This is a genomic window from Sulfurovum sp., from assembly GCF_049668085.1.
Taxonomy (GTDB): Bacteria; Campylobacterota; Campylobacteria; order Campylobacterales; family Sulfurovaceae; genus Sulfurovum.
In genome coordinates this window covers 1-14619 of sequence record NZ_JBATIY010000073.1, presented here as the reverse complement: position 1 = coordinate 14619, position 14619 = coordinate 1, and the positions used below count along the sequence as shown (strand labels likewise).

The 14619-nt window shown below is 39.4% G+C and carries 10 protein-coding genes; 6 read left to right on the top strand and 4 right to left on the bottom strand.

Features of this window, described 5'->3' with window-relative positions:
- On the top strand, window positions 1-2137 hold a 2137-nt coding region (locus WBM70_RS04570), incomplete at its 5' end, for an efflux RND transporter permease subunit (RefSeq protein ID WP_424557325.1).
- Window positions 2138-2235: 98 nt separating this feature from the next.
- A complete protein-coding gene (locus WBM70_RS04565; protein WP_424557324.1) occupies window positions 2236-3552 on the top strand; it encodes a dihydrolipoyl dehydrogenase family protein in 1317 nt (438 codons plus the stop codon).
- Between the two features lie 19 nt (window positions 3553-3571).
- On the opposite strand, the gene recO is transcribed toward WBM70_RS04565, so the two are convergent.
- Window positions 3572-4177 carry a recombination protein RecO gene (recO, locus tag WBM70_RS04560; RefSeq protein WP_424557327.1) on the bottom strand — a complete coding sequence of 202 codons (606 nt, stop codon included), beginning with the start codon at window positions 4175-4177 and terminating at the stop codon, window positions 3572-3574.
- A 193-nt stretch (window positions 4178-4370) separates the two neighbouring features.
- Between recO and gltB the strand changes: the two genes are divergently transcribed.
- The 4 genes from gltB (at window position 4371) to WBM70_RS04540 (ending at window position 11155) form a co-directional block, all read left to right on the top strand.
- Window positions 4371-8786, top strand: a complete 4416-nt coding sequence (gltB, locus tag WBM70_RS04555; protein WP_424557323.1) for a glutamate synthase large subunit — start codon at window positions 4371-4373, stop codon at window positions 8784-8786.
- A gap of 7 nt (window positions 8787-8793) precedes the next feature.
- Window positions 8794-9519: an inositol monophosphatase family protein gene (locus WBM70_RS04550; RefSeq protein WP_424557322.1), complete on the top strand. Its 726-nt coding sequence runs from the start codon at window positions 8794-8796 to the stop codon at window positions 9517-9519.
- 20 nt (window positions 9520-9539) lie between these two features.
- On the top strand, window positions 9540-10382 hold the full coding sequence (accD, locus tag WBM70_RS04545) for an acetyl-CoA carboxylase, carboxyltransferase subunit beta (protein ID WP_424557321.1): 843 nt from the start codon (window positions 9540-9542) through the stop codon (window positions 10380-10382).
- A gap of 185 nt (window positions 10383-10567) precedes the next feature.
- On the top strand, window positions 10568-11155 hold the full coding sequence (locus tag WBM70_RS04540) for a DNA-3-methyladenine glycosylase I (protein ID WP_424557320.1): 588 nt from the start codon (window positions 10568-10570) through the stop codon (window positions 11153-11155).
- Between the two features lie 53 nt (window positions 11156-11208).
- On the opposite strand, the gene WBM70_RS04535 is transcribed toward WBM70_RS04540, so the two are convergent.
- The 3 genes from WBM70_RS04535 to WBM70_RS04525 all read right to left on the bottom strand — a co-directional run.
- Window positions 11209-12603, bottom strand: a complete 1395-nt coding sequence (locus WBM70_RS04535; RefSeq protein ID WP_424557319.1) for an aldehyde dehydrogenase family protein — start codon at window positions 12601-12603, stop codon at window positions 11209-11211.
- A gap of 44 nt (window positions 12604-12647) precedes the next feature.
- Window positions 12648-14288, bottom strand: a complete 1641-nt coding sequence (locus tag WBM70_RS04530; RefSeq protein WP_424557318.1) for an acetolactate synthase large subunit — start codon at window positions 14286-14288, stop codon at window positions 12648-12650.
- 234 nt (window positions 14289-14522) lie between these two features.
- Window positions 14523-14619 (bottom strand): transposase (locus tag WBM70_RS04525; protein ID WP_424557326.1); only part of this gene is annotated, 97 nt, incomplete at its 5' end.

Sequence of the window (14619 nt, the reverse complement as noted above, 5' to 3'; positions counted from 1 at the left end):
TTCCAAACCAGTAAAAGACAGACTTAATACGGTTATATCAAACCTGATGTTTGGACTGGTACTGGTATTTCTTTCTATGGCATTGCTTATCAATGTCCGTATCGCAACTGTTGTGGCGATGGGTATCCCTATCTCTTTTGCCATAGGGATCATGTTCCTTTACTTTATGGGATATTCTATCAATATCGTCTCTTTACTGGGAGGACTCATAGTCATAGGTATTGTCGTAGATGATGCGATCGTGGTATCTGAGAATATTCAACGTCATATTAATGAAGGGATGCCTAAAAGAGAGGCTGTGTATACAGGGGTCAAGGAGATGGTACTACCAGTAACTTTGGCGACACTTACAACTGTTGCAGCGTTCCTGCCTTTGTTTATGCTCACCGGTGAGATAAAGAACTTCATTATTCTTATCCCTATTGCTGTGGTAATGATCCTGATCGGGTCTCTTCTTGAGAGTTTTGTTTTTTTACCCTTACACGCTGAAGAGTTACTCAAAAAACAGAAAAACTTTATTAACTGGGAACCATTCCAAGAAAAATACGAAGCATTTTTACATCTTGTGATACGTTTTAAATATATATTTTTATTTACCTTTGTTGTTGTGATACCGGTTTTGACGGTGCTTACGATCAAAATGCTTAATTTTCAGTTTTTTCCGAGTTTTGACGGTAATTATCTCTATATCACAGGAAAGACTTCTGTAGATACTTCCATTGAAGAGACAGAGAAGATTGCTAAAGAGTTAGAACATTTTGCCCTTGCAAATAAAGAGACCTATGCAATTAAGTCAAGTTCTACTGTGGTAGGGTACAGAAAAGCACTTTCCGGTGGGAATGAAAATGGGGATAATATGCTCTATATCACGATGGAGCTATATGATATGGAGCCTCAAAGTTTTATAGATGCCTATATCAATCCTATTTTCAATTTTTCTTTCAAGTTCAATGATCCTGAAAGAATCAGAAAAAAACATACCTATGCACTTGCAGAGGATCTTAGAAAAAAGATACTTCCGATGATGGAAAAGTATCAACTTGAGGAGCTAGGAGTTCTTGAACCTAAGCCGGGCTTGATCAAAAATGATATCCAGATCAATTTATCGGGTAAAGAGAGTGAAAAGATCGTAGCAGCAATGCAGAAAATTGAAGAGAATCTCTCACAGATCCCTCATGTAAAAGATGTGAGTAACAATGCCCAGTTTGGAAAAATGGAGTATAAGTTACGTATCAATAGCTATGGTGAACAACTGGGTCTAAGTGAAGTAGATATCGCACAGACACTCGCTGGCTATTTCCTTGATAACCGTAAAGCGATGACATTCAACGAGAACGGTGTAATGGAGATCAGAACAAAAGCGATCAATAAGGATTCCGAAAAGACTTTGATAAGTTTTATGATCCCGATACCTTCTGGAAGTTTTGTTAAGCTTACTGATGTGGTTGATATCAAAAAGATAAGAGCTTACGAAAAGATCGAAAAAAGAGATGGTAATACGGTCAAATCTGTATTTGCGAATATAGATAAGAAGAAGACAACCGCAGTGAATGTTCTGAAAAAGATCGAGCCTTTACTGGAAACGATCCGGAAAGAGGGCATTGATGTGAGTCTTTTAGGTGAAAGTGAGAAAAATCAACAGTTTAAAAACGATATGATACGTTCTTTGATCATAGCCGTCTTTTTGATCTTGATCACACTGCTTTTTATCTTCCCGAAAATTCGTTATGCCTTGATGGTAATGTCGGTCATACCTTTTACCATGCTTGGTGCCTTGCTGGGTCATATGTTGCTCGGGATCAACCTTTCCATGCCTTCAGTTATAGGTATGTTGGGACTAGCAGGGGTTGTTATCAATGATGGTATCATTATGCTTGACTTTCTTCATGGTACGGACAAAGCAGATAAATTCTACGAAAGAGCAAAACTGAGACTGCGTCCTATTTTGATCACATCGATCACCACTTTCCTTGGACTCTTTACCCTCATCTTCTATGCTACAGGACAAGCTGTGATCCTGCAGCCTATTGCTATCTCTATTGGATTTGGATTGCTTTGGGGTACCGTACTGAACCTTATCTACCTTCCTGCACTCTATGCAGTGGTCAATAAGATCCAGCCCTCAAGGGAATCATAGGAGTAGTTATTACAAAAGTATAATTTGCCAATTTTTCTCACAATAGGGTACATTTAAATAAGTAGAATAACGGACAAACCTCATTTTCAGGAGTATATATGCATGACATCATCTATATTGGCGGCGGGCTCAACTACGCTGGAGCCATTGTTGCTGCTAAACATGGTCTCAAAGTAGCCCTTGTTGAAACATCACTGGATCAATTAGGAGGCGCTTGTCTGCATCAAGGGTGTATCCCTTCCAAAATGTTCCTTCACCATGCTAATATTATCCGTCAAAGCAAAGAGAGTGTGTTTACTGGAGAGATCATGCTTGATATGCAACTGCTCACTGCCAAGAAAAACAAGCTCATCCATAGTGCAACCAAAGCGGTGACAGCACAATGTGCCCAACTTGAACTAATTGAGGGTAAAGGACAAGTTATAGCACCGCATAAAGTTCAGGTAGAGGGGAAGGTATATGAGGCTGAGTATATTGTTATAGGAACGGGATCTTCTCCTTTTGTTCCTGAAGGTATCGTATATGATGGAAAAGCCATTATCACCAGTAATGAAGTCCTTGAACTTCAGAAATTACCTAAAGAGATAGTAATATATGGTGATGGTGCTATCGGTTTAGAGATGGCATGTTTCTTCGCTTCTGCAGGTGTGGAAGTGACACTTCTTTCCCGTGGTGAAAGACTTTTAGGCAAGTCTCACCCACTTATCCAAAGTGCTATAGTAAAAGAGATGGAGAGACTGGGTGTCACACATTTGAAAAACCATGCTGTCACAAATGCTGAACAGACGGACAAAGGAGTGCATATCACTTTTGAGGATGGCACTTCTGGTTATTATGAACAGATGCTTGTTGCAACAGGTCGTCTCCCCAATACAGACGTCATCGCTACGGATGAGATTGTTGTCAATAGTGGGATAGAAACGGATGACTGGTATGAAACGTCACTGTCTAAACATTATGCGGTTGGCGATTGTAACGGTAAAGTGAAATTGGCACATGCTGCAAGGGCACAGGCATTGAATGTAACGATGCAGATATTGGGTAAAAAACCTGAAAAGCTCAATCTGGATCATGTGGTTCAGTTCATACATACACTGCCGATGTCTTACGCTACTGTTGGAGAGAACAGATATTCACTTGAAAAAAACGACAGTCTATTCAAGGAGAGTGTTGTCAAGCTAAATCACTTCACAGGTTCTGCATTTCATCACGCATCTAAAGGTTCTATGATCGTGTATGCTGATGAAGAAGGTTTGATCTTGGGTGCTGAGATCTTGGCACCAGAGGCGGAAGAGCTCATAGCACCTGTAGCTATGGCTCTTGCGGGAGAGATGACTGCTTCGAGTGCACAAAAGACCATTATGGCACATCCTACTTTTTCTGAAGCGTTGGAAAGAGCCTATTTTAGATTATGAGAGTAAAGAAAGGGTTGGTTTACAGCCCTTTCATCACGATCTCAAAGAGGTACTCCACTTCATGATCTTCTAAAAATACCGTCTTTTTAGTCTCAAAAAAATCCAAGACTTTTTTCGTAGGTAAAGCAGCACTGTAGAGGCATCCAGGATGTGCAGGCTTAAAAGACTGCATGAGGGCGATCTCTTCTTCAATACGCTGTTCACAGATATAGCAGTTCTCTTCAGGGTATAGTCTTCCTTCATAGTCCAACAGTTCAATGTAACTTTCACAGACGATTCGTTTAGGATTTTGTTTATCCCACTTCCTGGCTGCAGAAAGTAGCAGATCAAAGTAAAAGGACTCTACTTCTTCCGTATCTTTGAGATGAGGTTCAAAACGTTTGATGAAGTTGTGCCAGAGTAGGAGTTTATTTTTATCAAATAGCCATGGAAACCCCATGTGAGAGAGTGAACGCAGTCTGGGAAGAAAACTGCTTCCTTCCCCTTCTACTTCAAAGTCAATGAGATTTCCAAGCTGTAAAATCGAGTGTCTTGCACCAAAAAAACGGTAATAGGTTCTTACTTCTGTAGGACTTAGTACAAGTGCTATAGTGTCTTCATTTTTAGCTTTTCGGACAGAAAGTATAAACCCTTTGATGGAAACTCCCTTGGTTATTATTATTGCCTAAATTATAGGCAAAAGTATGTTAAAATATCCAAATATCGCCCTATATAGGGTAGATTTGGTAAACTAAACTTAACAACCTTTTAGCTATAATCCCTCCGATTATAGGAGCACTATATGATGTTTCAATTACATTATTTTTTAAGGTTGGTATATGCAAGATTTATTTACTTCATTTAAGGACAACTGTGGTTTTGGGCTTTTAGCCTCTATAGACAATACACCGTCACACAAAAACTTGGAAGATGCGGTGACATCTCTTTCACGTATGATGCACAGAGGTGCTATAGCAGCAGATGGAAAAACTGGAGATGGTGCAGGTTTGCTTCTTTCCATGCCAAAATCATTTTTTGCAAAAGAGGCAACGGAAAATGGTGTACATCTTCCGGAGAATTATGCTGTAGCAATGGTATTTTCAAATAACCCAACTGATTTTGATGTCATCAGTAAGATCTGTGACAACAATGACCTTAAGATCATTTATACACGTACAGTACCTGTAGATACAAATGCACTAGGAAAGCAAGCACTTGCATCACTTCCAACCATGAAGCAAGTATTTGTAGCACCTAACTCACCAGTGGCCATCAACCGTTTTGAAGCCCTTGTCTATCTTTCACGTAAAGAGATAGAATCTGAACTCATCGAAGACCCGACTTTTTACATTCCTTCTTTCTCAACTTCAGTGATCTCTTATAAGGGGCTTGTGATGCCTACACACATCAAAGAGTTCTATAAAGACCTCGCAGATCCAGACTTTGAAATTTCATTTTGTCTTTTCCACCAGCGTTTCTCTACCAATACACTTCCGCAGTGGAAACTTGCACAACCGTTTAGAATGATCGCTCACAATGGTGAGATCAACTCAGTTACTGCAAATAGATTTAATGTGAAAACTAAAATGGCCAATGCTAAATCAGATATTTTTACAGATGAAGAGATGGATAGACTTAGAAATGTTATTCAAGATGGTATGTCAGATACAGCTAGTTTAGACAACTTTATGGAGTTTTTACGAGTCAATGGAGTTGACTTCTTTAAAGCAGCTCGATCACTTGTACCTGCCCCATGGCACAATAACCCACAAATGGATACTGACCTTAGAGCATTTTATGAGTATGCTAGTGCAACATTTGAGCCATGGGATGGTCCAGCAGCAGTGAGTATGACTGATGGACGTTACATTGGATGCGTACTTGACAGAAATGGACTTAGACCTTCTAAATACATTAGAACAAAAGACAACAGACTTCTTATCTCTTCTGAGTATGGGGTACTTCAGATCCCAGAAGAAGAGATTGTTGAGCGTGGAAGATTACAGTCTGGTGAAATGATGGGTATTGACCTTAAGCATGGAAAGGTACTTACGAATACAGATATCAATGAGTATCTAAAAGCAGGTAACGCATACGATAAGTGGCTTACAGCAAATCTCTCTTATCTTCAAGAGTATGTACCAGATACAGATGCGACTTCATGTGAAACACAGTATGGTGATATGGCTGCTAAGCAACGTTATTTTAATTTTACTTCAGAAGTCATTAGAGAAGTTATCAGGCCAATGATCAATGAAGGTAAAGAGACAACAGGTTCTATGGGTGATGATACGCCACTTGCAGCTTTCTCAACAGAACAACGTAACTTTACTGATTTTTTCAAGCAAAAATTTGCTCAGGTAACAAACCCGCCAATTGACCCTATTCGTGAGAAGACGGTAATGAGTCTTAATACTGGTTTTGGTCAAAGTCACAATATCCTTAGTGATAGCCCAACACACGCAAAGCGTTTAAAAACAGTACTACCAATAATGTCTGCTGAGAAGTTCTGTATTATTCAAGAGTTTGGTACTCCAGGGAATGATAAGTATGACCCAAGTTATAAAGTCGGGAAATATGATACAACTTACAAGGGTGACTTAAAGGCTAGTCTTGATGCACTTATTCAGCGTATTATCGAAGATGTAAAGAAAAATGATGTAAGAACTATTATCTTGGATGATAGAAAGCTTAATGCAGAGAATAAAGTTATCCCAATGCTTATGGTCGTTGGACGTTTGAACCAAGAGCTTTTAAAAGCAAGGATCAGACATCTTACAAGTATAGTTTCAGTGACAGGTGAAGTGTTTGACCCACACTCTGCAGCATGTCTTCTTAGTTTTGGTGCTGCTGCGATATTCCCTTACTTACTTTATCATACAGTTGAAGAGCTAGAAGAGGGTAATGAAGCGATCAAACCTATTCTCAAACGTTTTAGAAGAGCGATGGGTGCAGGACTTATGAAAATTATGTCTAAGATGGGTATCTCTACACTTGCATCATATAGAAATTCAAGACTCTTTGATGTGATTGGATTAAGTTCTGAGATTGTTGAAGAGTGTTTTGAAGGTGCAATAGGGTTACTTCCTGGACTTGGATATGAAGATATCAATGCACGCCTAAATACCAATCACCAACGTGCCTTTACAAATGAATTTGATGGCAAAAAAAATGCACTATATAAAGGTGGTTTTTACAAATATAAAAAAGGTGAAGAGTTCCACGATTTCTCTCGTCCTACCATTTCTGCTATGCAAAAAGCAGCAGAAAGTGGTTTAGCTGAAGATTATGCAGACGTAAAAAAATTAGTGAATGAACGTGATAAAAAGTTCATCCGTGATTTCTATGATCTTAAAAGTGATAGAAAACCTATAAGTATTGATGAAGTAGAACCTCTTAGTGAGATCTTTAAACGTTTCTCAACTGCAGCGATGTCAATGGGTTCTATTTCACAAGAGGCACATGAAACACTTGCTGTTGCGATGAATCAAATCGGAGGTAAGTCAAATTCAGGTGAGGGTGGAGAGTCTCCATTACGTTATGGCACTGAGAGAAATTCAAGTATTAAGCAGGTTGCTTCAGGACGTTTTGGTGTGACACCGGAGTATTTACGTTCTGCTACTGAGATTCAGATCAAAGTTGCACAAGGTGCAAAACCTGGTGAGGGTGGACAGCTTCCAGGAAGTAAAGTATCTCCACTGATCGCAGAACTTAGATTTACTAAGCCAGGGGTGACACTCATTTCACCACCTCCACACCATGACATTTATTCGATTGAAGATCTGGCACAGCTTATCTTTGACTTGAAGCAGGTGAATCCAAATGCCAAAGTAGCTGTCAAACTTGTATCAACTGCTGGTGTTGGTACCGTTGCAGCGGGTGTGGCAAAATGTTATGCAGATAAGATCATTATCTCTGGTGCTGATGGTGGTACCGGTGCTGCACCGATCGGGTCTATAAGGTTTGCAGGAAACTCTTGGGAACTTGGACTGATTGAAGCGCACAATGCACTGAAAGCGAATCACCTGAGAGGTCAAGTCACGGTTGAGACTGATGGTGGATTAAAAACTGGACTTGATGTTGTAAAAGCAGCTATATTGGGTGCTGAGGAGTATGCATTTGGTACCGGTGCACTTGTACTTGTAGGGTGTATCATGCTAAGAGTATGTCATCTGAATACATGTGGAGTGGGGGTTGCAACTCAAGATGCTCATTTACGCGAGAAGTTTACAGGAAATGTAGAGAAGGTAGTGAATTACTTTACATTTATTGCAACGGAAGTAAGAGAGATCCTTGCAGAACTTGGATATAAGTCACTTGAAGATATCGTTGGTAAAAATGAGTTGCTTGAAGTGATCGATGATGAGTTTGCTAAGAAATTCAATTTTGGTGAGATGCTTTATGATATTGAGGGTGACAATACATGTCAAGTACCGTTTAATGAACCATATGATCAAAATGAATATGAAAAAGAGATACTTAAAGAACTAATGGAGACGATCAAAGATCCATCAGAGAAAGTTGTACTCAACAAAGAAATTTCTAACCTCAATAGAAGTTTTGCAACACGTATCTCTGGTGAAATTGCTGCGGTTCATGGCAATGCGGGATTACCAGACGGTACGATTACACTTAATGTAAAAGGTACAACAGGACAGTCACTGGGTGCATTTATGTCTAAAGGTATTAACATTAATGTACATGGTGCAGGTAATGATTACATCGGTAAAGGAATGAATGGCGGTCAGATAGTGATCACTTCAGAGAATGCAGGCCATGAGTTTGCACTTGGAGGTAACACATGTCTTTATGGTGCGACAGGCGGTACACTCTACATTCATGGTAAAGTAGGTGAGCGTTTTGCTGTTCGTAACTCTGGAGCTACAACAGTTGTTGAAGGTACTGGAGATCACCCATGTGAATATATGACAGGTGGTGTTGCAGTTATACTGGGTGCAACAGGAGTGAACTTCGGTGCTGGTATGACAGGTGGTAAAGCATTTGTCTATGATATGGAAGGTAGATTCTATGAGAAAGTAAACCCTGAACTTGTTGAACCATTACGTATTGACACTGATGAATGGGATTCAGAGATGTTTGAGCTTAAGGCACTTTTGAAAGATTACGTTGCAAAAACGGGAAGTGCTAGAGCGAGTTATATTTTAGAGAATTTTAGAAGTGAGATACGTAAGTTTTGGATGGTCGCACCACGTGGTATAAAACCAACTATTATTACAGGAGCTAAGGGAGAATAAGATCTTAATGACTCCTTTTATTAAAGCCTGTATCATGGCTAATGAAGAGATCAGCTTAGCGCTAAAGGATGGTTTTGAGGCCTCCTGGTTTGAAAAAACAGAAGTAGGTGCAGGTGGTGATGTCAGCTCAAAACTTGACCTTTTCGCTGAAGCGATATTTGTGAAGCATTTAGGTGCTTTTGGACATATAGAGTCTGAAGAGAGTGGTATTATCGGTGAGGGTGAAGAGAAGATCATCATCGATCCTATAGATGGATCATCAAATGCCCTTTCTCTTTTCCCCTTTTACGGTACCTCTGTGGCAAAGGTAAATGCTGATGGTATATTAGATGCAGCTGTGGTCTGTAATCTTGCTAATGGAGATATTTTCATCAAATCTGCTGCGAATGAAGTACAGCAAGGAAAATTATTTTCAGATATTTTTCATGCACCACATACCACACCCAAGGCTGAAATAGGCCTTTTTGAAAAAGCTTATGCAAACCCTTTATTAGTTGCAGCATTGGACAAAGAGAAGTTAAAATTTAGGTCCCCTGGTGCAATAGCACTTTCACTTGCTTATGCGCATTCAGTTAATTATGTGCTCTTTATGGGAGAGTTTCGGATTTACGACTTTGCTGCTGGATTGGCACTTTGTGAAGGGCTTGCAGTGATTGTTGAGGCGGATTATGTTATAGTATCAAAAGATAAAAAGACCATAGAACAGATAGAAGCTTTGATTCATAAATTATAGATAGAGAGACAGGAGTAAAAATGTTTGGAAATATTTTTAATAAAGCAACAACAACGCCTAAAACACAAGAGACACCTAACCAGTGGATAAAATGTCCAAAATGTACCTCTTTAATGTACTATAAAGAAGTAGAAGCTAAGCAAAGTGTATGTCCAAAATGTAACCACCATTTCCGAATTTCTGCTGAAAAACGTATAGAGTCTATTGTAGATGAAGGTTCTTTTGTTGAATTTGATGACACTTTGGCACCAATAGATCCACTGAAGTTTTCAGATAAGAAGTCTTATAAAAAGCGTATTGAAGAAGCCAAAGCAAAAACAGGTAAAAGCTCTTCTGTGATGAGCGGTTCATGTACAATCGGTGGTCAACCTGTAGAAATTGCAGTATTTGACTTTTCATTTATGGGTGGTAGTCTAGGTTCAGTAGAAGGTGAAAAGATCGTTCGTGGAATTAATAGGGCTATGGAGAATGAATGTGGATTTATCATCGTTTCCGCTTCTGGTGGTGCGCGTATGCAAGAGAGTACATACTCATTGCTTCAAATGAGTAAAACATCAGCTGCACTCAATAGACTACACCAAAAAGGTTTACCTTTTATCTCTATCTTAACTGACCCTACGATGGGTGGTGTATCAGCATCATTTGCTATGCTGGGTGACATTATTATGGCAGAACCTGGGGCACTTATCGGGTTTGCAGGTCAAAGAGTTATTAAGCAGACCGTTGGTGTTGATCTTCCGGAAGGTTTTCAGCGTTCAGAGTTTCTACTTGAACATGGGCTTATAGATATGATCGTAAACCGTGGCGACATGCATCAAACACTTTCTGACCTCTTTAAACTTTTTAACAAGAAGGCAAGTTAACATATAGGTATGAAATATATACATGTAGGTAAAGAGAGACTTCATAAAAAAAGTCTCTTCTTATCCTCTCAACTTTTTGACTACATCCTCCCTTTTCCACATACATCTATTCTTAAATATCTTCTTAGATTAATTTTTGAAATCAGTTACACAAATCAATGTTTTGTTATATATAAAGGAAAGAAATGAAGAACAGATGCCAATGGTGTGGAAATGACTCCTTATATATGGCCTACCATGATAATGAGTGGGGTACTCCTGTTCATGATGACCGACTTCTGTTTGAATTTCTGATCTTGGAAGGAGCACAGGCTGGCCTGAGTTGGCTGACCATCCTGAAAAAACGAGAAAACTATAGAAAGGCATTTCAGAACTTTGACTGCGAAAAAGTAGCCAATTATTCTCAACATGACGTAGACCGTCTTTTATCTGATCCAGGTATAGTGCGCAATCGCCTAAAGATAGAATCGGCCATTAAGAATGCACAGGGTGTTCTCAAGATCCAAGAGGAGTTCGGTTCATTTAACTCATATCTTTGGCGTTATGTTGAAGATACTGTTATACAAAATGAGTGGAGATCAATGGCAGATACTCCAGTAAAAACAGATATATCTGAAATGATGAGCAAGGATTTAAAAAAGCGTGGGTTCAATTTTGTTGGACCTACGATCTGTTATGCATTTATGCAAGCAATAGGTATGGTAAATGATCACACAACGGATTGTTTTCGACACGAAGAAATTAAGACCAATATGAGGATAACAACTTTATAGAGACGTTAAAAATGAAAAAGAGATAAGGTCTTTATACTTATCTCTTAGTCATTTTATTGGAGAGATTTTGATTTTATGACCATCATCTTCTCTTTACTCATCTCTTCCATGGAATGTGGGATACCTCCCAGACCAAGACCAGAGGCCTTAGCTCCACCAAAAGGCATCCAGTCTACCCTAAAGGCTGTGTGGTCGTTTACCATAACAGCTGTTCCATTGAGACGTCTGACAGCATGAAGAGCCATATCTATATTCCTTGTAAACACAGAAGCCTGAAATGATACCTCAAGACTGTTTGCTGCATCAAAAGCATCTTCCACATTGTCATAACTGTAAATACAGGCGACAGGACCAAAGACCTCTTTAGTACTCACCTTGGCATCTTTTGGAGGATTCAACAAAATCGTTGCAGCATAACAACTTTCTTCCACTTTTTTACCGCCACATACTAAAGTAGCACCACCTTCTATGGCTTCCTTCACCCAAGTGTCGATACGTGTTACCTCACTATGGCTAATGATGGGTCCTATCTCTGTTTTAGGGTCTAATGGATCGCCCACGACCATTTTTTGTACAGCTTCACTGAGACGTTTTGTAACCTCACCAACTATGCTTTGATGCACGTAGATACGTTGCACTGAGACACAAACCTGTCCTGCATGGTAAAAAGCACCTTTGGCCAAGGCAGGTATGAGTTCTTCTATATCTGCATCTGCTTCAACGATCACAGGTGCCACACCACCATGTTCAAGTCCAACTCTTGTGCCTGGTGCCACTTTGGAGTTAAGATACCATCCTACACCCGCAGAACCAATAAAGGTCAAGTAGTCTATTTTGCTATTCGTTGCCAGGTATTGACTCTCTTCTCTTTCACATATCATGACCTGACACCATGCCTTAGGCAAGCCTGCTTCATATAAAATATCCACAAAATTTAAAGTGGACATTGGTGTAAGTAACGAGGGTTTAATGATCACAGGTGAGCCAACAGCAATGGCAGGTACAGTTTGATGTACACACAGGTTTAATGGGTGGTTAAACGCGGAAATAGCAGCGACTACTCCGATAGGTTCTTTCATAGTGTATGCCATGCGGTTTGCAGAACTTTTAGTATGTCCCATAGCTATCTCTTTACCTTCGAAAACACCCATATGTTCTATGGCGAGCTTTACACCATTAATGGCACGTTCTACTTCGACCATTGAATCCATATAGGGTTTCCCGCCTTCATTGGCAGCGATAAGAGTCAGTTCTTCAATACGTGAAGACATGATCTCAACGGTTCTTTCCAAAATAGCAATACGCTCATATTTAGGAAGCCATTTGTTTTGGTTTTCATAGACTTTACGAGCGCGATCTAAAGCCAGGTCAATATCTGCCTGATTTGAAAGAGATATCTCTCCCAATAATTTTCCATCGAATGGTGACTCTACTTTAATACTGTTCATACTATACGCTCCTAAAATTATTTATTAGTTCAATGGTTTAAAACTTATACCAAACAGGTTTTATTTTTGAGTAATTCATTTAAAATTGTATGATTTAAACTATAATCTACCTCAAGATCGATTAGATGTACACCTTTACTGTCAATAACTTTCTTTAAAATAACTCCAAAGTCATCACAAGAAGTCGGTCTATACCCCATTGCTCCATATGCTTTAGCATATTGGACAAAGTCTGGATTGTTATAGTCCAATCCGAAATTTTCAAATTCCATACCTTCCTGTTTCCATTTGATCATACCATAGGCATTGTCATTTAAAATGATGACAACAAGATCCAACTCCAGCCGAACTGCAGTTTCCAGCTCTTGGGAATTCATCATAAAACCACCATCACCGCAAACAGCTATGACTTTTTTATCCGGGTGAACGATTTTAGCAGCCATTGCAGAGGCAAGACCTGCACCCATCGTAGCCAATGCATTATCGAGCAGTAGTGTATTTGGCATAAAACATTTATAATTCCGTGCAAACCATATTTTATATATACCATTGTCCAAGGTTAAGATACCATCTTTTGGTAAAACATCTCTAATATCCTTCAGAGCTCTTTGGGGAAGAATAGGAAACCTTTCATCTTTAAAATATTTCACTATATGTCCTTGAGACTCATCTCTCACACGCATATAGTATGAAAAGTCCCAGTGTTCCTGTTTAGTGGCAAACCGTGTCAAAGACTTCAGGTTACATGCAATATCTCCAATGACATCAAGCTGGGGGAAATAGGTAGCATCAACAGCAGAAGGTAAAAAATTAACATGAATCACTTTTGTTCCACCCTCATGCATGAAAAATGGCGGTTTTTCAATAATATCATGTCCCACATTGATGATCAGGTCAGCTCTTTCTATGGCACAATGAAGGTAATCATCATCTGAAAGGGCAGCCGTTCCAAGATATAAAGGGTGAAACTCATCCACCACGCCTTTCCCCATTTGGGTCACAAAAAATGGGATACCAAGTTTATCTATAAAATCCTGCATAGCTGAACCGATGCGCGTACGGTTTGCTCCGGCCCCAATCAGGATCAATGGCATCTTTGCTTCATACAACATATCTAGAGCGTTTTGTAAACCTTCATTTCTGGCAATCGGATAACGTGGGCTGTGTACCGGGAACAGCTGTTCAGAAACTTCTTCTCTTGCAATATCTTCAGGGAGTTCAATATGTACTGCTCCAGGTCTCTCATGTAACGCTATCTTAAAACTTTCACGTACCATGGAAGCAATGTTGTTTGCGTTCACAACAGTTTTACTGTATTTGGTAATAGGTTTCATCATGTGGACAACATCAATGATCTGAAAACGGCCCTGCTTACTTTTTTTAATAGGCTTTTGACCTGTGATCATCATTATAGGCATCCCGCCCAGATTTGCATAAGCGGCAGGTGTTACAAGATTCGTTGCACCTGGCCCGAGTGTTGCCATACATACACCAACCTTACCTGTAAGACGCCCGTACGTAGCTGCCATAAAACCAGCACCTTGCTCATGGCGTGTCAAGATGAGTTTAATACTTGAATCCTTTAAAGAATTCAGCATATCCAGGTTCTCCTCGCCGGGAATACCAAAGATATACTCAACTCCTTCATTTTCTAATGCTTTAACAAATAAATCAGATGCTTTCATAGTTTCGCCTTTATGTTAATATTTTTAGTATATCCCAGACTTTGTTTACACTGTCTGAGATATGATTTTTAATGGTCTTTTCATGGATAATCACAAGACCATGATTACACTACCTGCTACTACCAACAATACATTGAACATTGTTATAAAAAATAGAAGAATTATCAACTCTTTAATCACACTTAGCAGAAATCCCAATGGTCTTTAGCCGTTGGGATGAATGCGTATAAGGTGCTAACCTTGATTTTTGATATAGTTCTGAATAGTATCAGGACTTGCTTCTCCTATTGAGCATACAAAATACCCATCAGTCCAAAAAGTATTTTCTTTC